The organism is Parapedobacter sp. GCM10030251, assembly GCF_042666505.1.
In the GTDB taxonomy this organism is placed as follows: domain Bacteria; phylum Bacteroidota; class Bacteroidia; order Sphingobacteriales; family Sphingobacteriaceae; genus Parapedobacter.
Genome location: NZ_JBHTDN010000014.1, coordinates 12,004 through 32,002 on the forward strand (window position 1 = coordinate 12,004; position 19,999 = coordinate 32,002).

22 protein-coding genes and 1 pseudogene are annotated in these 19,999 nt (G+C 43.3%); 13 read left to right on the top strand and 10 right to left on the bottom strand.

Going from position 1 to position 19,999, the window contains the following annotated elements; all coding sequences use genetic code 11:
• Positions 1–25 precede the first annotated feature (25 nt).
• The 3 genes from ACFQRK_RS21995 to ACFQRK_RS22005 all read left to right on the top strand — a co-directional run bounded on the left by ACFQRK_RS21995 (position 26) and on the right by ACFQRK_RS22005 (position 1,941).
• A complete protein-coding gene (locus ACFQRK_RS21995; RefSeq protein ID WP_379010405.1) occupies positions 26–955 on the top strand; it encodes a hypothetical protein in 930 nt (309 codons plus the stop codon).
• A gap of 277 nt (positions 956–1,232) precedes the next feature.
• Complete coding sequence (locus tag ACFQRK_RS22000; protein WP_379010406.1) at positions 1,233–1,712, top strand: ORF6N domain-containing protein; 480 nt, start codon at positions 1,233–1,235, stop codon at positions 1,710–1,712.
• 19 nt (positions 1,713–1,731) lie between these two features.
• The gene (locus ACFQRK_RS22005; protein WP_379010408.1) at positions 1,732–1,941 is read left to right on the top strand and encodes a DUF2683 family protein; all 210 of its coding nucleotides are present in this window, start codon (positions 1,732–1,734) and stop codon (positions 1,939–1,941) included.
• Between the two features lie 237 nt (positions 1,942–2,178).
• Here ACFQRK_RS22005 and ACFQRK_RS22010 read toward each other — a convergent pair whose 3' ends face one another.
• Positions 2,179–2,670: a hypothetical protein gene (locus tag ACFQRK_RS22010; protein ID WP_379010409.1), complete on the bottom strand. Its 492-nt coding sequence runs from the start codon at positions 2,668–2,670 to the stop codon at positions 2,179–2,181.
• On the opposite strand from ACFQRK_RS22010, the gene ACFQRK_RS22015 reads away from it, so the two are divergent.
• Positions 2,665–3,057, top strand: a complete 393-nt coding sequence (locus tag ACFQRK_RS22015; RefSeq protein WP_379010410.1) for a hypothetical protein — start codon at positions 2,665–2,667, stop codon at positions 3,055–3,057. The two genes, ACFQRK_RS22010 and ACFQRK_RS22015, sit on opposite strands and share 6 nt — an antisense overlap.
• Before the next feature lie 38 nt (positions 3,058–3,095).
• Here ACFQRK_RS22015 and ACFQRK_RS22020 read toward each other — a convergent pair whose 3' ends face one another.
• From ACFQRK_RS22020 to ACFQRK_RS22040, 5 genes and pseudogenes are all read right to left on the bottom strand, one after another.
• Positions 3,096–4,631 (bottom strand): oligosaccharide flippase family protein, encoded by a 1,536-nt coding sequence (locus ACFQRK_RS22020; RefSeq protein ID WP_379010411.1) that lies wholly within the window; start codon positions 4,629–4,631, stop codon positions 3,096–3,098.
• 33 nt (positions 4,632–4,664) lie between these two features.
• Positions 4,665–4,835 (bottom strand): helix-turn-helix transcriptional regulator, encoded by a 171-nt coding sequence (locus ACFQRK_RS22025; protein WP_379010412.1) that lies wholly within the window; start codon positions 4,833–4,835, stop codon positions 4,665–4,667.
• Between the two features lie 170 nt (positions 4,836–5,005).
• Positions 5,006–5,602: a hypothetical protein gene (locus ACFQRK_RS22030; RefSeq protein WP_379010414.1), complete on the bottom strand. Its 597-nt coding sequence runs from the start codon at positions 5,600–5,602 to the stop codon at positions 5,006–5,008.
• A 528-nt stretch (positions 5,603–6,130) separates the two neighbouring features.
• Complete coding sequence (locus tag ACFQRK_RS22035) at positions 6,131–6,514, bottom strand: hypothetical protein (RefSeq protein ID WP_379010415.1); 384 nt, start codon at positions 6,512–6,514, stop codon at positions 6,131–6,133.
• Between the two features lie 180 nt (positions 6,515–6,694).
• A pseudogene (locus ACFQRK_RS22040) lies at positions 6,695–7,783 on the bottom strand (IS3 family transposase).
• 142 nt (positions 7,784–7,925) lie between these two features.
• Between ACFQRK_RS22040 and ACFQRK_RS22045 the strand changes: the two are divergent.
• Complete coding sequence (locus ACFQRK_RS22045) at positions 7,926–8,084, top strand: hypothetical protein (protein WP_188747639.1); 159 nt, start codon at positions 7,926–7,928, stop codon at positions 8,082–8,084.
• Positions 8,085–8,212: 128 nt separating this feature from the next.
• Here ACFQRK_RS22045 and ACFQRK_RS22050 read toward each other — a convergent pair whose 3' ends face one another.
• Positions 8,213–9,061, bottom strand: coding sequence for an amidohydrolase family protein (locus ACFQRK_RS22050; protein ID WP_379010417.1), 849 nt, complete (start codon positions 9,059–9,061; stop codon positions 8,213–8,215).
• 692 nt (positions 9,062–9,753) lie between these two features.
• Here ACFQRK_RS22050 and ACFQRK_RS22055 point away from each other — a divergent pair.
• Together ACFQRK_RS22055 and ACFQRK_RS22060 are read left to right on the top strand one after the other, a co-directional pair.
• The gene (locus tag ACFQRK_RS22055; protein ID WP_379010418.1) at positions 9,754–11,763 is read left to right on the top strand and encodes a sensor histidine kinase; all 2,010 of its coding nucleotides are present in this window, start codon (positions 9,754–9,756) and stop codon (positions 11,761–11,763) included.
• Positions 11,760–12,386, top strand: a complete 627-nt coding sequence (locus ACFQRK_RS22060) for a response regulator (protein WP_379010419.1) — start codon at positions 11,760–11,762, stop codon at positions 12,384–12,386. The genes ACFQRK_RS22055 and ACFQRK_RS22060 overlap by 4 nt, the downstream gene beginning before the upstream one ends.
• A 19-nt stretch (positions 12,387–12,405) precedes the next feature.
• Here the strand turns inward: ACFQRK_RS22060 and ACFQRK_RS22065 are convergent, their stop codons facing one another.
• Positions 12,406–13,371: a TolB family protein gene (locus ACFQRK_RS22065; RefSeq protein ID WP_379010421.1), complete on the bottom strand. Its 966-nt coding sequence runs from the start codon at positions 13,369–13,371 to the stop codon at positions 12,406–12,408.
• Positions 13,372–13,744: 373 nt separating this feature from the next.
• Here ACFQRK_RS22065 and ACFQRK_RS22070 point away from each other — a divergent pair, with 373 nt between their 5' ends.
• The 3 genes from ACFQRK_RS22070 to ACFQRK_RS22080 all read left to right on the top strand — a co-directional run bounded on the left by ACFQRK_RS22070 (position 13,745) and on the right by ACFQRK_RS22080 (position 16,040).
• Positions 13,745–13,957, top strand: a complete 213-nt coding sequence (locus tag ACFQRK_RS22070) for a hypothetical protein (protein WP_379010423.1) — start codon at positions 13,745–13,747, stop codon at positions 13,955–13,957.
• Positions 13,958–14,232: 275 nt separating this feature from the next.
• Entirely contained in the window at positions 14,233–15,255 is a 1,023-nt protein-coding gene (locus ACFQRK_RS22075; protein ID WP_379010425.1) for a glutaminyl-peptide cyclotransferase, read from the top strand.
• A gap of 149 nt (positions 15,256–15,404) precedes the next feature.
• Positions 15,405–16,040, top strand: coding sequence for an alpha/beta hydrolase family protein (locus ACFQRK_RS22080; RefSeq protein WP_379010426.1), 636 nt, complete (start codon positions 15,405–15,407; stop codon positions 16,038–16,040).
• Between the two features lie 15 nt (positions 16,041–16,055).
• Here the strand turns inward: ACFQRK_RS22080 and ACFQRK_RS22085 are convergent, their stop codons facing one another.
• Positions 16,056–16,256, bottom strand: a complete 201-nt coding sequence (locus ACFQRK_RS22085) for a hypothetical protein (protein WP_379010427.1) — start codon at positions 16,254–16,256, stop codon at positions 16,056–16,058.
• Between the two features lie 170 nt (positions 16,257–16,426).
• Positions 16,427–16,744: a hypothetical protein gene (locus ACFQRK_RS22090; protein WP_379010428.1), complete on the bottom strand. Its 318-nt coding sequence runs from the start codon at positions 16,742–16,744 to the stop codon at positions 16,427–16,429.
• Between the two features lie 353 nt (positions 16,745–17,097).
• Here ACFQRK_RS22090 and ACFQRK_RS22095 point away from each other — a divergent pair, with 353 nt between their 5' ends.
• The 3 genes from ACFQRK_RS22095 (at position 17,098) to ACFQRK_RS22105 (ending at position 19,869) form a co-directional block, all read left to right on the top strand.
• Entirely contained in the window at positions 17,098–17,553 is a 456-nt protein-coding gene (locus ACFQRK_RS22095; RefSeq protein WP_379010429.1) for a helix-turn-helix domain-containing protein, read from the top strand.
• Positions 17,543–18,106, top strand: coding sequence for a PIN domain-containing protein (locus tag ACFQRK_RS22100; protein WP_379010430.1), 564 nt, complete (start codon positions 17,543–17,545; stop codon positions 18,104–18,106). Before ACFQRK_RS22095 ends, ACFQRK_RS22100 begins: the two co-directional genes overlap by 11 nt.
• Positions 18,107–18,342: 236 nt before the next feature.
• Positions 18,343–19,869 carry a TlpA family protein disulfide reductase gene (locus tag ACFQRK_RS22105; protein WP_379010432.1) on the top strand — a complete coding sequence of 509 codons (1,527 nt, stop codon included), beginning with the start codon at positions 18,343–18,345 and terminating at the stop codon, positions 19,867–19,869.
• Positions 19,870–19,999 lie beyond the last annotated feature (130 nt).

Genomic DNA, 19,999 nt, shown 5'->3' on the forward strand with positions numbered 1-19,999 from the left:
TATCGTAAATTCCGACAACTAGAATATGAAAAGACTAAAGTTGATCACGTATATTTTAATATGCGCTTTTTTTCACAAAGGCTTTGGACAAACAGCCAAAGAGCAAACTTGGCAACCAGAGATCAATTTTACCAAAGGCCAATTTTTTAAGTATGATGTGACCGATAAAAATACTGTCACGGGAAACCTTTCTCCAAACAGAGATACAGAAAATCGCTACTCCTTACATTTCAATGTCTTAGAAAAAAAGACAACATACTGTATATTATCAGTTGAGTATTTATTTAATGACACAACTGTTAATACGCTCTTTGACTTTATTCATAAAATTGTTCGACCCAGTCTTACAATTCGGCTAGACATGGAGCAGGCTGTAATTGATATTGAAAATGATAGCGAGATAGTCGAGTATATTAGTCAATATGTCGAACATCAAAACAAACTGATAGAAGAATCCACCTATCAAGAGAGTTTGAAAAGAGCAATTCAATCACCCAATAAGGAAGAGATTTTGTACGGCCAGCTTTTTTCTGATATTTACCGAATTTTTGGACACCTCATGTTTGGAAATATTTCTATAAAAGACACATTGGAATACACAAAGCCTGTATATAGCAGCCTAATCAACCAGGAAGCGGTCGGACAAGCAATCTTTTTTGTTAGAGATTTTATCCCAGAAAACCATATATCATTCGTTGAAGAAGTTGAAGTTCCTAATTATGGAGATTTGCTTTTGGAGCATAGCAGGAAAGTTTTGGAAGGCGTCAAAACGAAAAAACCGCCGGAAAATTTCCCCAATCTAGACATTACATATACAGCCATCACCGAGGGAAAAATTGATCTTATGTCGTCTTTAGCAATCAGCACTTCTAGGAAAGTCACAATCAACTCAAAGGAGGAAAACGGAACTATAAACAACGAAATGCAGATCACCTATATATTAGTGGAGGAGTAGGAGAGCTTATTTTATTTTTCGCCAGGAACAATTTCAGAACCTTTATGTATAAAAGAACAAGTGAACTAACCAATAGAAAATGAGAAGACTATTGAACATCCACAAGATTATCCGAAAAGTATTTATTATGCCCAATCATCTCTTTAAAAAAATAATTTTTTTAGCATTTTTACAGTAATCCTATTGTAAAAGATGCTATAATGACGTATATTTACACTATCATAAATATTACATCTTGAAGTCACAAACTGTGTCCGCAAGATTAAACAACCAACTTATGGCCAAAACCGAACTAGATAACAGTGAAATAGTGATAGCTACCGAATCGGTAATGAATCAAATTTTCAACATCAGAGGACAGAAAGTGATGTTGGATTTTCATCTTGCTGCATTGTACGACGTGGAAAACCGTACACTCAAACAAGCGGTGAAAAGGAAACAAAACAGGTTCCCAGATGATTTTATGTTTCAGCTTACCAAAGATGAATGGAAGGAGCTTATCACAATTTGTGATAACCTACCTGAAGGAGTCAAATTCAGTCCTGCCACTCCCTTTGCCTTTACCGAGCAGGGGGTGGCCATGCTGTCCAGTATTCTGAATAGCGAAAGGGCGGTAGCTGTCAATATTCAAATCATGCGTGTTTTTACACGTATCAGGCAAATGCTTACCGACAATACGGAGCTACACTTGGAAATAGAAATTGCCAAGCCATTGCTGTTTACGTTTTCAGCAAATTTTAGTACCTTAGCGGAGTAGTAATTAAGGAGAAATTAGTATGGACACATACATCGTGCACCCGAATAAGTCGCAAGAAAAAGCACTTAGAGCATTTCTTGAGGCTCTCAAAGTTCCTTTTGAACGCCAAGATGAAGAGGTATTACCCTCGCATGTAATCGAGGGCATAAGAAGGGGGCAAGCGGATGTCGATGCCGGGCGTACGATTACCTTTGAGGCATTCAAGGAAAAAATTGCTAATAAACGTTGAGTTTACCTATCGATCTATCCGAACGTGCCGTCGAAACCTTCGATGCAATTTGCGCACAGATCAAGGAGCGGTTTGGTGAAAAGTATGAGCAACGTTTCGAGAAGAGTACTATCAAAGTATTGGAACTAGTCAGCCAGAATCCATATTTATACCAGGCTACCAAATTTGATCCCAATATTAGGCGGGCTTTGATTGACAAAATATCTTCTGTGTTTTACGAGGTCAGGCAAGATCGTATTAAAGTTCTTTTCTTTTGGGACAATCGCCAGGAGCCGATGTTTTAGGAATATATTGACGGCAATGAGAATGAGAAGGTAAAGCCCGGGGGGTCACGATCGGTTTCACGACTGTCGGCAACCTGTTCGGGCTCTCTCTGAGAAAGGCATTGGGCCGATTTCCCCTCGACAGTCCGCCGCATAAGGGCGGTCCGATGCGCCAGTCATTGGGCTGGGGTACCAAGCGCATCATCTGCAATTTGCACTTGGTAATAGGCAATGACGCAAACCGATCGGGATAAAGGGTCTCGAAATCAGCACCGCTACACAACACAATCAAATCGGCTTTTTGAGCGACGTTCCCAGCCACATAGACCGCTGAAGCAATAACCGGTTCGGTGGTGAAATATATGTCCGGAAACCGGTCAGTCTGATCCGAAAGGATGCGGAGTTCAAAGTTGGCATTGCCACACGTAATTTTCCGCTTTCCTTTGACGGCGTGGGGGGCTTGCAAGCGGCATCATTAGGGATATTCGGCGACGCGGCAATCTTCCCTTTCCAGGGCTACGGTTTGTTCACCGGCGTCCGGGTGGAAATTTTTAACATTGGCAGGCTCACCAAAAGCTCCAGTAGCGAAATCGAACGCCAGCGGGAATATGACTCCCCACAATTTTTAGCTGGCAGCGCGGCATTCCTGCAGCTCGGTTACCGCTTTCCGCTTACGAAGGGCTTTGCATTGCGCATTTACGGACAACCGGGCATGCAGTATTTTTTTATCACAAATGGTGAAACTTCAATCAACGGACCGAATATCGATGTAGATCTGCGTGAAAACACCATATCCGAACATCATTTCCGGTTTATTTACAACATTAACCTGGGAATTGAGTTAGCGATTTAGGGCATAAATCAATTTGACAAACGCCGAATCGATATACCCTAATGTGGTCGTTTCAACCATTGAGGAATGAAACGCAGGTTTATCAGCTCATTACGCTCCAATTTCAAAATGAGTAAAAGATACGATACTGTCAGAAGAGTTGCTACCGGCAACCTTAAAGCCAGCTGCCATGTTGTATTCCATGAGCTCGACACAGAATTGATGCTACTCTTTATCGCAAAACAAATCAGCATAGCGGACAAATAAACAGCTATCCTTTTCACTGGATATGGGATATAATAATGCCGTTGCCCCATAAAGTAAGCGACTGACATCATCGTGGCGTAGCAAACCAACGTCGTCCACGCCGCGGCGTACATACCGTAATAGGGGATTAAAAAATAATTACCGATCAGGGTAATGGCCGTACCCAGCAGGCTGATGTACAGGCCTACACGTAAACGATCAGTCAGTTTATACCATATGGATAGGTTATAATAGATGCCCAGACATATGTTGGCACCTAATAGAATGGGTACGATACCAAGCCCGGATCGATAGGATGCGCCAATCATATATTGCCAGATATCGAGGTACAACGCTGAAAATAGGAAGGCCAGCGCAAGCGTAACAACAAACCATTTCATCACCCTTGCATAGAGGGCCGGCGCACTTTTGCCTTTTGGTTGATTGAAGAAAAAGGGCTCTGCGGCCATTTTAAAAGCCTGAATAAACAGTGTGATAAATATGGCCAGTTTATAATTTGCGGAATAGATGCCTACGGTGCTTTGTGCATCAGAATGTGATGGGATTAGGCTGGCCAGCATCTGCCGATCGATTACTTCGTTTATCATGCCGGCCAAACCGATGAAAATCATCGGTGCACTATAGCTGAATAGTTGTTTCCAGAGCACTGTATTAAGCTTAAATCTGAAGCTTTTCCATTCCGGAAAAAGTAAAAGAAAAACGACGAGATTTTGTGTGATATTGGCCAGTAAGAGCAAGCCAATCCGATTATTCATGCCGAGCCACTGGGCAAGGGCGCCGTCGGGGTGGTTTGTTGCATATCTGGGCAACACCACGAGTAAGAACAGGGTCAATACAATATTGATAACGATACCCGATAATTTGACGAAAACATACTTCTTCGGACGGTTCTCCTGCCTCAATTTTGCAAAGGGAATTGCGGACAATGCATCCAGTCCGATTAAGAACAAACCCCATAGGATATATTCGGGATGGCCATCGAGATTCAGGAAGCTGTTTATCGATCCGCTAAAAGGGGAAATGACGAGGATCAACACGAACGTGCTGATTACGATCGAACCGAACGCGGTCTGGAATAACGAATCCCGATCTATCCCCTCTTTAATAGAGAAACGAAAGTAGCCTGTTTCAAATCCATAGGTAAAGATAATATTGGCAACGGCAATCCAGGCGTACAATAAACTGTAACCTCCATAGTCGTGCACGCCCGCGGCGTCTGCCATCAAATAGGTAAGGATGGGGGTAAGTAAATAGTTGAGGAACCTGGCTGCAATATTACTTATGCCGTACCAAAGGGCTTGTCCCGCTAATTGCTTAACTCCTGCCAATTAATGAAGATTTAAACACAATGATAGGAAACTTTAGTCAATTATACAGGGTTTAGGGCAGGCCAAAACAATTACAGGTATTATCCACATATAATTCGCAGCTTCCAAAGCGTTGATCGTTTGCCGACTTACTCCGACCGCCTGCGCCAATGTCTCTTGAGAGAAGCCTCTGATGACCCGATTTATTTTGATCTGATTTTTCATTGCTCCCTCCTATTGCGAAATTGCCACCACCGGATGTTGAAGATTAAGAAGAAAAGGGTCAACAAAAAGTGAAATCCCATCATGACCACCGAATTGGCTACACGGTCAATCTGACGAGCCAAAAAGAAACCCCAAAACGGGGAGAATCGGGGAATTAGACTCTTCATTATTTATCTCAACGAACAAATTGAACAGCTATCAAAACGAACAATTTGCGCAGTTGGTATAAATCGTTTTGATTTATCAATTCCCGGTTCAAATGGAATCACGAACGAAACATTTTTCTTAATTGCCTTGTTCAACCTTTCAATCTCTTCCAAGGTAATCAAACTGTTCGGATCAAGCGAAAATTGTACAGCGATTGTTTTTCCTTTACCGTTATGATACACGACAACAGTGATGTATTTTTCAGGTGACAGTTCCTGCATCCTTCCTGTTCCAAGTTCCTTTCTGACAGCCAGAGTGATGCTGTTCGGTTTAGCTAACCTCACGCCTCCAGGACTTTGCATAGAACCCGGGGTATCTTCGTGTTTAGCTATGATCCTGCTACTCTCATTAATGATAATATGGCGTCCATCTTTTGACGGCTTAGCCACAAACGTACTTTTGGCAATTCGGTTTTCTCCAATTTCAATTTTGGTTTGGGCATTTAGGGAAACTGGTATTAGAAATAGAAGGAGTAGACAAGATAAATAGGTTTCTTTATCGGTCCCTATAGGTCCTTTCCAAAATTTGCGCTTGCCATATAAATGACTTAACATGTTCATCGAGAAGTGTATTATAGATCCTGTCATTTCCCTATTTTTGATAGATGTGTCCTTATAGCTAGTTGCCATAAGCGGCTTGCAATGAACGTTAACCTGTTTCTCCCGTTCAATCTCAGCAGCTAGTTCTTCTTCGGCACCGAGTACTTTACAATTGTCCGGTCAGCCAATAAGCCTCTATCATCGCAGAGTTGGTTGCGCTGCAGACCTTTCTTCCGGCTTGCTCTAATATATGCCGTATATCTTCAATAATCTTTTCCATTTCTGCCTATATTTTATAATGGTTTTGGGTTTATCCATGATCATACTTACACTGTTTATCAGGTCCTTACCCAAAGCTAATAAATAAAACTAATAATGTCAACGGAATTTATATCCCATACAATTTTACCCCTTTTGCCATAAACTCCATGTACAATACAATTGCCGTCAGGGGCAACGATTGAACTGGCCGAGTCGGGGTGCCCTGAGGGTCTGCCTGGAACAGGGCAGTACTCCAATTTCCGACGCAAAATCTCCAAGAACTTATATCTAAAAGTCTTGCCACCTATTTTCCGGATCGTAAGGAACCCGGTTAGGTTCAATCTCCTTCCATGGTTTATACTCAAAATCAACACTTGTAGATAAATAGTAAGACCACCGCCAAAAACAGAATGGATTAATCCGATATAAACGGTATAACGTTGAATTTTCTTGAGAAGGTTTTTCCTCTTCAATAAATCGTTCTATTTGCTTAGGGAAAAAAAAACCATCCTTGAAGCCAAACCCTTGAATTCTGGTAAAGGACGCATCTGCATTGGCATATCTAAAATGGTCTTTACCGTCAAATAGAACAATAAAATTTTTTGTAATCATCGGTAAATTGGTAATAACAATTATTACGACTAACACGATTAATAGGGGCTTCCATTTCATCTGACTATTTTTTATGGGCTGATGAGAGCTCGATGCAAATAATGATGGCCCTGCGTGTCAATATTATTTGCATCTCGGTTTCACCACTAGTTAATTTACAATTTGTAGAGATAGGTGTTACCTCCTCCCAATTCCCGAACCATGCTAAAATAGAGAATTCGGCTTTATTGACCTGATTTTCTATGAACATTTCGGGGTCAGATTCCCGAGATTACTGTGTGGCCTGGACGTATTATACTTGATCCGCCTTGCTTCGATTTTCTCCCTTGCATCCTCCAATGACAGGAACCTCTGGGCGTTGAGGCACTCGTCCCGGAAGCTTCCATTGAACGACTCAATATACGGATTATCCGTCGGTTTCCCGGGTCTGGAAAAGACAAGTTCAACATTTTGCCCATAGACGCACCAGTCCACGTCTTTGGATATGAACTCGAAGCTGTTATCCACCCGTATCTCTTTTGGCCGCCATCCCCGAATAAGCGGAGTCCTTCAAGGATTTCACAACCTGGACAACTTTTATGCCCTGGTCAACATGGATGGCCATGCATCTCCTACTATAATTATCGACTATCGTTAAGCAGCGTATTTTCTTGCCGTCAAAGAGCGCATCAGCGACAACCACGAAGTAGCAGCGAAGCTAACTCCATGCTCCAGCAATCGTGTAAACTGGAAAATGACGGCGGTTCCGACCGGTGGGGAAGCCGCCCGACATCGCCGTGGGCGCTTGACCCGCAGATCCCCCCTTCTTTATAAATACGATAGACCCGCTTATGGTTGTCCCGCCAGCCTTCCCGGCGCAACAGCACATAGATACGTCAAAGGCCGTAGCGGACCCGCGTTTGGGCGATATCCCGGATCCGCTGCCGTATGGGAAGATCCTCCCGGCGGTGTGCCCGGTAATACCAGACCGAGGTGCTCAGCAGCGATACCTCGCACGCCCGGCGAAGGGAAATACGGTAGTCCGATACCAGGCCGATCACCATCTTCCTACGCTGAGAAGGCTTCAAAACTTTTTTTTAATACGTCCTGCAGCATCTGCTTGTCCAGGCTGAGATCTGCAACCAGTTTCTTCAGCTGCGCGTTCTCCTCCTCAAGCTGCCGTAACCGCCGCAACTCGGGCACACCTAAATCTGAATACTTTTTCTTCCAGTTGTAGAACGTCGCCTCGCTGATGCCCATCTTCCTGCACACCTCCTCCACCTTCGTACCTGTCTCGCTCTGCTTGATCGCAAACGCGATCTGGGCCTCGGTGAACTTCGATTTTTTCATGGATATTCCTCCCGTTTAAAAGTAGTGATTTAATCACCGAATCTCTAGTTTTAAATGCTCCGGTTTTCTGGGGGGAAGTCAATAAAAAACTGGCAGCTAAGGGGTTTCTCATTAAAAGGAAAAAATCATAATTTTGTATATCATGAAAAAGGCAGTGAAGATTGAAGACGTTGTCCTTGGTAACAAAGTGACAATTACCATTGACGAACAGCTGAATAAGTTGAAGGGCAAAGTTTTGGCCCCTAGAAAACTGGCTCAAGCTAACAAAAGCCTGAGGAAAATAAAGAAGTTGCCTGAGTAGCTACGGACTTTTTAGCATACTACCATGTTTGCTATTGATAGCAAATGGAATCCCTTTCTTCCTCTTATACCATACCGTGAACACGACGGATTCGATTTTGACCGTTCGGACTACAAAACCGGCTGGGGCTAAGGGCTATCAAAAAAACGCACCGCATTTCGGAAAAAAATCTTGTCCTTCTGGTGCTTTGATAAAAAGGGAAGCCCGTCTACGGCGGCAATGACTTGCTGTACGTTGCCATTGTCGGTGCCCAACATAAGTCGATCTTCTAACCCGGCCTCCACGAAAGCATTCATGATAGTGGCAAAACGATCTGCGGATACAATAGCTGGATTGGACAGAACGGAAATATCTGCATAGACTTGGCTGTATTGCTCCATGATGGTAATTGCATCGGTATAGTAACTGTCTCCGGCATGCATGATCCAGACCCTTAACTTGGGAAACGTTGAAAGCATTTTTGCTAGGTACAAAGGGTTACCAAGTTCTTCCTTGAAGTTTAGCGCGCCGTGATTGGGTCCAGCTCCGCCGGTATGTATGCCAACAGGAAGATTGTACCGCTGCGCTAATGCGTAATAGGGAAACAACAACGAATCTGACGACGAAATACCATAGTATTGGCTCAAGACTTCGCCTAAAAAATCAATCTTTCCCGCTTTTATCTGTTCCTCGACCCATTGGATGGCTGGCCAGTCCTGACCGTTGGAAAAACAGGGCTGGAGACTATAGGGAACCCGGCCTTCGGAGCAGGGGAACATAAGGCCGTACAAGAAATCAATTTTGGACCTACCCCGGTAGCTATCTTGTAAATCCCACGATGTACTTACTGCCGCCCGATACACGCCTGCCTCCTCCAGCGCGGCAAGCTGTACGGCAATTTGATCGTGACCATGAAGGTGCACGTCAAACACTTTTCGAACGTCCTTATCGGCCGATGAAAGGAAAAGAAGCGAAAACGCGAGCAATGGTAATTTCATACGAACAAGATCAATAGGCGTTTTGAGTTATCATCGTAATCAACCTTTACACAAAGGTAATCAATCCTGCTGACAACCAGATCTTCACGCGCCACAGGTTGCCAACTCAAAAAGCCATATACTGGTAGTTGATAAGCTGCCGACTTCAAAGAACAGAATTATCCGATGAGCACATACTCTATAATTTCGTGGATATGACCGCACAATTTGACGCCAATCAACACCTTATTTCCAAGCGAGATTTGTATTTAGCAATTAAGTATAGCTTGCCCGTAAAAAACGAAGACGTATTGCCTGAATATCTGAGGGGAAAATCGGCTCGGTCTCCCCTGCCCTGACAATAATCGGTATTTCCGTAACGGACACAGTTACAGCTAACCCTTGACATTAAACGACCTGCATAGTTCAAAAAAGAAGCCCCGAAACGGGGAGAATCGGGGCTTTCAAACTAACCAATTATAAACCTAAATTATGAAAAGACAAATTTACTAACTGACTATATAACGCATTCCGGCCCCGATTTGTTACAGCAGGTCTGTTAAGACATGTTAAAAAGACAATGGGATGATAAAAAGAAACCCGTTACCTGAAAGATAACGGGAATCCGCCCCAATGGGATTAGTATTCCAAGCGGACTTTGCTTTAATTTTATTTTTGTATGTTTATATTGCTGTAAATTCAACTACCATCAGGTGATAAGTAGATATAGCATACTATCGAGCCGCTATGTTTTAAGGGTTCACATCTATCGGATTATCGGCCTGTGTTCTTGTTTGCTTACTATTGCCAACGACCAAGCGTTCGCGCAATGGAAAGCGGCCCAAAAGCAATACACCGACAGCGTTCTTGCTATCCTTGAAAATACGGTGGAAAAAGATAAAAAATTCACCGGTTATCTTGATTTAAGTCTTTATTGGAGCGAAATAGATACATCCCGGGCATATCATTTTATTGACGAAGCAAAAAAGCTACTTCCGGACCGCCTTTCAAACTTTCAATACGGATTGATCCATCTTTATACGGCCAACGTGGTTTTCAGTCACGATATCGAAGTCGCCCGAAAGAAATACATGCTTGCCGATAGTTTGCTTTCCGCATATAAAACACCCGATTCTTATAAATACCTTTCCAAGGTTTGGAATAATTACGGCATCCTTTATCAAATCGAGGACCGCCCGGAAACATACATGCAGACCATCATTGACAAGGCAATCCCCTACGCCCGCCTTGCCGGAGACAGCTTAGCGGCTGCCAACGGCTTGACAAACATTGGCTTACTGCTCACCAACAAATTGTTATATGACGAAGCCGACCGGTATTTCAATCAGGCCATCCACGCTTTAAAAAGCGGGGAAGGTGACAAGAAGAATCTTTTTACAGCTTACATCTATGCCGCAAATGCGGCTATATTGGGAAACAAGGTGCCAAAAGGCAGGCAGTATCTCGACCACGCGTCTGCATTGAGCAAGTCCATGCCCCATTCTCTGGAAATTCCCTATTATTATCGTACAGAGGGCCGTTATCATCGGCATATAAAAGCATATGACCAAGCAAAAGCTTATCTGTTGAAGGCCATAGCACTTGGGAAAACAGGTTACGATGATAAGGCCATCCGCGACAGTTACTACGAATTATTTCAGACCTATCGGGATGAAGGAAACTATAAGGACGCAAAAAACATGCTTATGCAATCCAATCGTTATAATTTCGCCGTCACCGGGGCAGACAGCCTGTTGCATTTGCGTGAAATGGCCGACATCGATTACAAATTGGGTAGCTTTCGGGTAGCTTTTGAACAAATGCAGCGATACGCTTTGGCAAAAGATAGCCTTTACCGCGCAGACAAAACGAATGAAATCATCGCACTCGAAAAGAGATTTCATTCGTTGGAAAAAGAAAACGAAATACTCCGGTTACAGGATACGAATCAAAAACAGCGGCTGGCGTTGAATAAGAGCCGGATTTGGATTATCCTGTTAGCATCGCTGGGTTTATTGGCATTTGTAATTGCATTCTTTTTGTGGAAACTCGCGAGGGCGAGACTCCAGTCCATCGCACAAAAGGAGCAGTTGAACCAATACCAAATTATCCTCCAGGCCCAGGAAGAAGAGCGAAATCGAATTGCCCGTGACCTGCATGACGGTTTAGGAGGGCTTTTAGCAGGAATAAAGCTTCGTCTATCCGCATTGAATTCCCACAGCCCCAGCACTACTGTGCAACCGGATGAAGAAGAGTTGCCGATTGCAATAGAAGACTTAAACAAAGCCTCCAATGAATTAAGGCGTATCGCCCGAAACATGATGCCCGAGGCGCTACTTAACATCGGGCTGGAAAACGCGCTTTCGGACTTGTGCAAATTCCGCAATTCCGAGCGTACCCGTATTGTTTTTCAGGGATTGGATCTGAAACAGGCGTATGCCGACCGTGTGATGACCAATGTCTACCGCATTGTTCAGGAATTGCTCAACAATGCGCTTAAACATGCCGGCGCTTCTCAGATCCTCGTACAGTGCAGTGACGAGAAGGATCATTTGTTTCTCACCGTGGAAGATAACGGAAAAGGATTTGACACATCGTACTTAAAAACCGGAGGAATAGGACTAAAAAGCATCGAAAACCGGGTTGCCCTGCTAAACGGCCGGATGGAAACAGATTCGCAGCCAGACCGAGGCACCACCATCAGCATCGAAATTCCCGTATGACAAGAAAAATCACACTCATCGTCGTAGACGACCATCCTGTAGTTTTACAGGGATTCATCCACATAATCCAGCACATCCCTGAATTTGAATTACTGGCCGATTTTAGGGAGGCAGGGCCTGCAATGGCTTTTATCGAAAAAGAAAATCCGGATGTGGTACTGCTAGACATTAACCTGCCCGACATGAACGGTATTGATGCATGCGACCAAATTGTAAAACACAATCGTAACATCAAAGTGGTCGGAATCAGCAACAGCAACGAGTACAGCGTCATCCGGCGCATGCTCGATGCAGGCGCATCGGGATATGTGCTGAAGAATGCTTCTGCAGAGGAAATACTGGACTGCATTCATTCAGTGGTAGCCGGAAAAATAGGGCTGAGTGAAGAAATCGACCGGCTGATTAATCATCCGAAGACAAAAGACACCTTCCCGGTGCTGACACGCCGGGAGCAGGAAGTGCTTGAGTTCCTCGCCCGTGGACTCAATTCCCATGAGATTGGAGAAAAAATCTTTATCAGCCACCTAACCGTTGAAAGCTATCGAAAAACGTTACTCAAAAAATTCAATGCAAGCAACGTAGCTGCTTTAATTTATAAAGCTTCGGAAATGAAATACATTTAAGCGAAACGCTTTCCTTTGATTATTCTATCCAGAATGTACTACCGTCAACCGCTGGCAGGGTCGTTTCACCTTCAGGCTTTATAATGATTACATCCTCGCTGTTATCCATATTATAGACCTGCCCGTCATTCGGGACAATGGCGAGATTCCAGTAAAAGAATGTCGGCCCGATTTTTTTCGCTACCAGCAAGTGTTTCCCGTCCGGCGAGAAGTCGGCATGGATTTCTCCATCGCTGCTTTCCGTTACTTGCCTCAGATTATTACCATCCATATCCATCACATAGATATGATTGCTTACCATCATGGAAAGCTGGGTACCCTGTTTATTCACCCTTAGGTTGCCCCATAGGGTGTAGGGCATGTCTTTTACCAAAGAAAGGCTGGTATATGGGGGATCGGACTTGAGTATATAGCGGTCGTTCAGCGTAAATAAAATACTATTGTCGGGAAGCCATAATACCTCATCGCTGATTCCAAATGCCACGGTTTCCTGTGAGACATTTACAGACTCCAAGTGGACAATTAAGTTCCCGTCCAGATCCGTAATGACAATACCATTGTCAAAAGTCGGATTATATGCCACTTTCGTATTGTCCGGCGAGAGAAAAGCTGCTATATCGGTATCCGTTCCGTACGGCGAGTCATAGTCAAACTCATCTACAATAGCACCATCTTCGTTGCGTACCAGCGTAATTTTAGCAACGTCAAATACCCCGCCCTCCCGCTCGCTGGTCAGCCTAAACTGCTCGTCCCAGCTCATGTCCCAGTTATTGAATCCATACGTATTATAGGTGAACAAGACACTTTGCTGGTTTGTCGTTAAGTCCAACTGGTACACATTGCCGGTGAAGGTGTAAATGAGTTTTCCTGCCAACTGCCTAGAGGCGTCACCACCCTCCCCGTCGGGATTTGTATCATCGTTTTTGCCGCATGACAACAGAGCGAAAGCAGCAACAAAAGCAAGCGCGATAGTCCTTATTTTCATATTCCCAATACATCAAGTAAACAATACAAAGGTATTGGGCGGTTTGGTTCCACACAATCCTCGAAAACAGGGAAAATGAATGCTAGCAAATAAACCAATTACATACCCTTTGGGGCCAACCTGACGTTTACCGTCAGTCCATCGCTATTTATCGGGACAGGGGGCTTGGTGCCTGTGCCAATGCCAGCGTAAGCTATTCATCGGATAATTAGACCTTGGTTCTGGCGTAAAGGGGGCGCTTGGAGCAAACACCTGTTTACTGGGAGTAAATTCTTTGAAACCCGGGTAATGCCGAACCTAACGTCATCCTATCCAATCCGGAGGATCGCAAGTGCATTACTTTGCTTAAATAAGTTTGCTATCTTTGTGTATTATGAAAACTGTGACATTAGATATTTTGAACGATAAGGCGATGAACCTGCTCAAGGATTTGGAATTGCTGAAGCTCGTCCGTGTTCGCAGGCAGACCTCGACCGATAAAGAATTGAAGAAAGATCTCATCGCTAAATACAAAGGGGCAATGACTCCCCAAAATAAAGATGAGATAGACCGCCAACTTCAAGACCTACGCAACGAATGGGAATAGACTATCATTGCGTCATCTGCGTTGGCAGATGAATTGACGTTGATTACCCGCAATACGAAAGATTTTGAGCGAATCAACAAAATTAAATTAGTGAATCCATTTGATGCCCTGTGAACCCGTGGTTGATTGGTTGCGGCTTTCTCAATACGCCGAAGCACCTAATATATTGCCGGCAAGGAAGAGAAGGTCTTGGAGGGAGTATTGGCGGAACTTGTAAGCGAAAACCGAGTCGTTGTATCCGGCGATCAGGAAAATACATTCCAATCAAGAAAGTAATGAAAATAAAAATCTTGTGTTTCTCATTAGCTATTTTCTTACTGTCATGTACAGGATCTCCAGAGCTACATTTTAGAGATGTGGAGGAAGGCAAGAGAATTTTACTAGGTGAGCCCATAGACCTGACGATAGAAGGATTGCCCTCAAATATCGATTCGATTCAGTATTACATCGACAACGAGGTTTTCAACGTTAAAAATGGAGCTGATGGGTTGGTTGTCAATCCAGATGAACTGAAGATGGGCCAACACACCACCTCCGCCCTCGTATTCCTCAACACCGGCAAAAGATTGCGGGTTTTCGCTACGTTTACCATTGTGCCCCCGCCAGCAAAGCAGTTCCGGTATGATGTTGTCAACAAATTTCCGCACGATTCCACCGCGTACACGCAGGGTTTGCAAATTGAGGATGGAATACTCTATGAGACGACCGGTATCAAGGGGGCTTCAACACTGCGGACGGTTGATTTGAAATCGGGAAAAGTCACCCGGTCAAAAAAAATAGGCGATAGCTATTTCGGTGAAGGGATGACCTTCGTGGGGGATAGTATCTATGTATTGACCTATCGGGAAAACACCTGCTTCGTATTTGACAAGCATTCGTTCGGGCTCATTAGGACCTTCAATTATGATCAGCCGCGCGAAGGCTGGGGACTAACGTATGACGGCACGAAACTGATCAAAACGGATGGTTCAAATGTATTGTACTTTATTGACCCGAAAACATTCCGTGTAACGCATACCATGCCGGTATTTGACGATAAGGGGCCCATAACCCAATTGAATGAGCTCGAGTATATCAACGGAAAGGTCTATGCAAATGTTTACCAAGAAGATTATATCGTGGTAATCAACCCGCTAAATGGCGTCGTTGAATCAAAGATAAATCTGATTGGGATATATGATCATAAGCCCGAAAATAACGAGCTGAACGGCATTGCTTACAACAAGCAGGACAGCACGCTCTATGTAACCGGGAAAATGTGGCCTTACTTGTTTGAGATTAAGCCGCAGGTGCTTTAAAACAATGCCGTTAAAAAATATCATAACTTTGCATCAACAGTACACGAAAAACGCTTGATTCCCAATGTGCTAAAACGAAGAGCGTAATTCTTATATTTGAAACGATATCTGACTTTCCGAAATATGCTTGGGCATTTCTTTAAATTTGAATGAGAACCTATTATCTCTTCAGTGGATTGGGTGCGGACCATCGGGCATTTCAAGGATTGGAATTTCCCGGCGAAATACGACATATTAGTTGGGTGCCCCCATTGGCAAATGAATCGATAACTGGATATGCTGAACGTATTGCTGCTCAAATAACCGCATCGTTACCGATATTGGTAGGGCTTTCATTCGGTGGCATGATGGCCATGGAGGTAAGTAAATACGTGCAGGCTGAACACGTAATTCTGATATCATCTGCTAAAAGCAGGGCCGAAATACCTCGTTATTACCGATGGCTTGGAGGCTTGAGCCTGCACCAATTGATGTCTGACTCACAGATAACAAAAACGAATCGATGGCTCTATTGGCTGTTCGGAGCAGAGACGCCCGAGGATAGATCGCTGCTGGCGGATATACTTGCCGATACGGATCCGACGTTCTTCCGATGGGCAGTGAATGGCATCGCCACTTGGAACAACAACGTTGTACCAGCAAATACCATACATATACATGGCACCGCTGACCGGATATTGCCTTATCGGTTTGTAAAAGCAGACCATGTGATACCTGACGGTTCACACTTTATGGTGGTAAACCGGGCAAAGGAAATCAGCGATATAATAGCTGGGTTAGGATGATTCTCTCTGGCAATGTTACCGGCCTCCATTATCACGAATCAGCCCTTCTTGCTTGAGGTGCCTTTCTAATGCATGGAATTTATCCAGCATTTCGTTAAAATCCTGGTCGGTAAGTTCGAAATAGCCTTGGCTTTTGACATTGCTTTCGATTAATCTCGACGCAAGATCTGGATCGATCACTTTTACTTCAACTTGCAAGGAGTCGTCCTTCTGCATAGTTAAGTTAAAACGTTCCTTAGGAATCTCCTTATCGCCGGGTTTAAATTCCCACCCTTCAATATCGATATAATCCCCCCCCGTACCTTTGATATATTAAAACAGGTATAACGGGTTCTGCAGGCGCGAAAAACGTTTGCCTATTGAAGTGGATCTCTAAAACTCTCATATTATAACAATCCGCTTTTTGCTAATATATCCTTCAATTCATTGTATTCTGCAAGCATTTTACCGCTGTCAATATTGCTTTTACTCACAATAGGGATTCTTTCCGCTTCTGAGCTGTTGTCACCTAATTCAACTGGAGATATTACAATTTTTTCGTTAGTATTGAATTTTATTCCCCTCCATTTTAATTCTTCTCCAAGTTGTAAATCTAAGCCACTTATGTTCATGCCCCTTTCGAGATCAAAAGTTATTAGCACAACTCCCTCTTTTACAGCAGGGCACAGATATTTATTTCCAATATTTATTTTAAATCCTTTCATGAATGTAAAATATAATTTTTTCTGTAAATTTTTTATTGCTCATTATTTCCCTAATACAAAGCACATCAAGATTGCCTTTATCTGCCCGACTTCCATTCCGAGTACAACTTGTTGGAAAATGTATCATGCGCCCGCCACTTTCAAAAATCATGCAAGGGTAAATTTATCGCCGTGCGGATTTTATGGTGATAAATGAAGATTCCGAGTGTTTCGAAATAAAATCGAAAGTGGACACATTGCGTAGGCTTGATAAACAAAGCTAAATCAGCTACGATCGAAACTGAAAATGCTTGCATTTCTTTATTTTGTTTGTTTCGAATATTTCGTTTATATTGTATGCAATAAATGAGGACATGGATTACTTAGCAAATATCGAAAGACCTAACAAAGCAGAACAATTAGCAGCAATGCAATCTTACGGTACGCTTGCTGCTACTTTGGAAAGGCTCCGTACGGAAAACCCTGAAATCGAAATAGAAGAAACTGCCGAAAAGATAAAGGTACCATTGAAAGCACTTAAATTGCTGGCCGAGATTCTCAAAGCCACCAGCCAGGGAAAACCTGTCTCCTTGGTACCCATTGCTACCGAAATGACCACACAGGCGGCAGCCGAATTGCTGGGATGCTCCCGGCCCCACTTGGTCAAATTGCTCGAAGAAGGCAAAATACCCTTCACAATGGTGGGTAGGCACAGAAGGGTGCGGTTTGAAGACGTGATGGGATACAAAAGGGAATCGCAAAAGAAAAGGGAAGATTTGCTGTCGGAAATGATGAAGTCTGACGAAGAACTCGGACTCTATGGTGCATAGTGTACGGTTTATATGCGTACTTGACACCAATGTGATCTACCCAATAGAAATCAGGGATCTCTTGTTTTGGTTTGCGCACTTTGAGTTGTTTACGCCCAAATGGAGTAAGCATATTTTCGACGAATGGGAAGAGGTAATGACGAGGAAAGGCATAAGTGAACAGGAGGCAAAAAGAAGATCTAACATCGCTAACCAAGCATTTCCGGATGCACTTGTAACCAACTATGAACCGTTGATAAGCACCATCGATCTACCGGACGAAAAAGATCGCCATGTATTAGCCGCAGCTATCAAGGCAAATGCCAACATTATCGTGACCAACAACCTGATAGATTTTCCAAAGGACTACCTGGCGTCATTCGGCTTATCGGCAAGGTCTGCCGATGATTTCCTTGCTGATATTGTTGATTTAAACCACGATCGAGCAGTGGAAGCCTTCAGGCGCATGGTGGTAAATAGGAGAAATCCGGCTATCGATGTGTACCGGGTATTGGAAAACCTTAGAAAAAACGGTTTGAAAAACACAGCGGATTATCTTCACTCGCTACTATAAATAGGCTTCTCCGTGCTTGACAAAGCATTCGTGAAAAAGGCAGTGAAGATTGAAGACGGTGTCCTTGGTAACAAAGTGACAATTGCCATTGGCCCCAAGAAAACCGGCCCAAGCTAACAAAAGCCTAAGAGGCTTTATGACTAAACGGAGCGGTAGATTTGGCGACTATATTTACCTAATCACTTTATGTCAGCAGATTTTTTTTAAATTTTGCCGAGGTTGAAATCGAGATAACAATGATTAAAATAAAACTTCTTTTCGCATGTAGTCTTTTGTTCTTTTTGTCATGTAACCCCGCAACAGAGAAAAATACAGGCGGGACAGCCATCGTAGCGGGAAAATCCAAAATAACAGGAAGAATCATCACTCCAGATGGTCAAAATAAGGATAGCATTACCGTAACGATTACTGTTCAACATCCAATTTCGGGAGAAAATGTTAGACATCAAGTTCTCGCTGACCAATCGGGCAAATTCTCACTGGACTTTGATATGGAAACCGAGACTTCTTTATTCGGTTTGTACACGAGCGTAAATCACCATAAGGTCCTTTACGTCAAATCGATAAACAATGACTCTACTCAGATTAATATCGCCTATGATTCAGATCTTAGTATCAAAAATGCAGCTGTTACGCCTGCCATGAATCAATATGATATGAGGCAGAGCATGGAGGTGTTAAACAAAATGATTGAATATAGACCAGAGAGACCAGATCTGGTATATCCACGGCTCTATGATAAAAGTACAGATGAGTTCTTGGATAAAGCCAGAAGTACTGTATCTAAAAGATTGGCACAATTTGTAGATCATGATGAATTATTCTCCAAGGAGTTTAAAGGGTTTATCGCTAAAGATTTTCGTTTATTCCTATATACGGGACAAGTCTTCGATTACGAAGCAGAGATGAAGCGTAATTATCGTAATGCAACTCAGGATAGAGTTGGTAAGCCTGAAATCCAAATGATTGACCGGTCATATTTTCGCTTTTTGAAAGACTTCGATCTCAATGATCCGCAATACCTCCATACGTTCACATTCGCTGAATTTCAGAACTTAATTCTCCAAAATGAAGTATTAGGGCTCCCGGTGATCGGAGAAAGCGACATCCCCTCCTGGTTGGCAAGCGTGAAAGCTATTTTAGCGGATCTGGTTGGATTCGATGACGGCCCATATTATGATATTTTAGCGGCCAATGCCTATGGTCGGCAGCTCAATGAACAGGTAGAACCCCTAACCGAAAAACAAAAAGAGCATATAACCCAATATTGGAAAGATGGAGAAATCGCAAAAATACTCTTTCGGAAAAACCAACAGGTTATTGAACTGGACAAAGTAAAATCGCCTGTTGTCGTCAATGATGTCTCGACTGTTACGGAAGATAAGGTCATGGAAACTATTGTTTCCAAATATAAGGACAAGGTGGTGTTTATTGACCTTTGGGCAACATGGTGCGCTCCTTGCCTGGAAGCGATTAAACAATTCAGAGTTACAAAGGGCTATTTTCGGGATAAGGATGTTGTATTTGTATATCTTACCAACGGGTCTTCACCCCGAAAACTGTGGGAAGAAAAAATAAATGGAATAGGTAGCGAACATTATTACCTGACAAACGCTCAATGGGAGTACATGATGGATCATTTCGGGTTCGAGGGTATTCCGTCATATCTGTTATACAACACAGAAGGCGTGCTCATTAATAAATTTACTGCATTCCCCGGAAATGAGGTAGTAAAAGAGATGATTGACGTTCAGTTAAGATGAGCAATTCAGATTTATTATATAGGGCGTCTAGGGTTACGTGTGCCTGATGCTTTGCAAGGTACAGCAACGTAAATAGGCAATGAAGAAATGAACGTCCGAGACGGTTACTTATATGCTTACATACATTTTA

What these genes read in the sequence shown, in the direction of transcription:
- ACFQRK_RS21995 (WP_379010405.1), top strand. Translation starts at nt 26, where the DNA reads ATGAAAAGACTAAAGTTGATCACGTATATTTTAATATGCGCTTTTTTT.
- ACFQRK_RS22000 (WP_379010406.1), top strand. Translation starts at nt 1,233, where the DNA reads ATGGCCAAAACCGAACTAGATAACAGTGAAATAGTGATAGCTACCGAA.
- ACFQRK_RS22005 (WP_379010408.1), top strand. Translation starts at nt 1,732, where the DNA reads ATGGACACATACATCGTGCACCCGAATAAGTCGCAAGAAAAAGCACTT.
- ACFQRK_RS22025 (WP_379010412.1), bottom strand. Translation starts at nt 4,835, where the DNA reads ATGAAAAATCAGATCAAAATAAATCGGGTCATCAGAGGCTTCTCTCAA.
- ACFQRK_RS22030 (WP_379010414.1), bottom strand. Translation starts at nt 5,602, where the DNA reads ATGAACATGTTAAGTCATTTATATGGCAAGCGCAAATTTTGGAAAGGA.
- ACFQRK_RS22035 (WP_379010415.1), bottom strand. Translation starts at nt 6,514, where the DNA reads ATGAAATGGAAGCCCCTATTAATCGTGTTAGTCGTAATAATTGTTATT.
- ACFQRK_RS22045 (WP_188747639.1), top strand. Translation starts at nt 7,926, where the DNA reads ATGAAAAAGGCAGTGAAGATTGAAGACGTTGTCCTTGGTAACAAAGTG.
- ACFQRK_RS22050 (WP_379010417.1), bottom strand. Translation starts at nt 9,061, where the DNA reads ATGAAATTACCATTGCTCGCGTTTTCGCTTCTTTTCCTTTCATCGGCC.
- ACFQRK_RS22060 (WP_379010419.1), top strand. Translation starts at nt 11,760, where the DNA reads ATGACAAGAAAAATCACACTCATCGTCGTAGACGACCATCCTGTAGTT.
- ACFQRK_RS22065 (WP_379010421.1), bottom strand. Translation starts at nt 13,371, where the DNA reads ATGAAAATAAGGACTATCGCGCTTGCTTTTGTTGCTGCTTTCGCTCTG.
- ACFQRK_RS22070 (WP_379010423.1), top strand. Translation starts at nt 13,745, where the DNA reads ATGAAAACTGTGACATTAGATATTTTGAACGATAAGGCGATGAACCTG.
- ACFQRK_RS22075 (WP_379010425.1), top strand. Translation starts at nt 14,233, where the DNA reads ATGAAAATAAAAATCTTGTGTTTCTCATTAGCTATTTTCTTACTGTCA.
- ACFQRK_RS22080 (WP_379010426.1), top strand. Translation starts at nt 15,405, where the DNA reads ATGAGAACCTATTATCTCTTCAGTGGATTGGGTGCGGACCATCGGGCA.
- ACFQRK_RS22085 (WP_379010427.1), bottom strand. Translation starts at nt 16,256, where the DNA reads ATGCAGAAGGACGACTCCTTGCAAGTTGAAGTAAAAGTGATCGATCCA.
- ACFQRK_RS22090 (WP_379010428.1), bottom strand. Translation starts at nt 16,744, where the DNA reads ATGAAAGGATTTAAAATAAATATTGGAAATAAATATCTGTGCCCTGCT.
- ACFQRK_RS22095 (WP_379010429.1), top strand. Translation starts at nt 17,098, where the DNA reads ATGGATTACTTAGCAAATATCGAAAGACCTAACAAAGCAGAACAATTA.
- ACFQRK_RS22100 (WP_379010430.1), top strand. Translation starts at nt 17,543, where the DNA reads ATGGTGCATAGTGTACGGTTTATATGCGTACTTGACACCAATGTGATC.
- ACFQRK_RS22105 (WP_379010432.1), top strand. Translation starts at nt 18,343, where the DNA reads ATGATTAAAATAAAACTTCTTTTCGCATGTAGTCTTTTGTTCTTTTTG.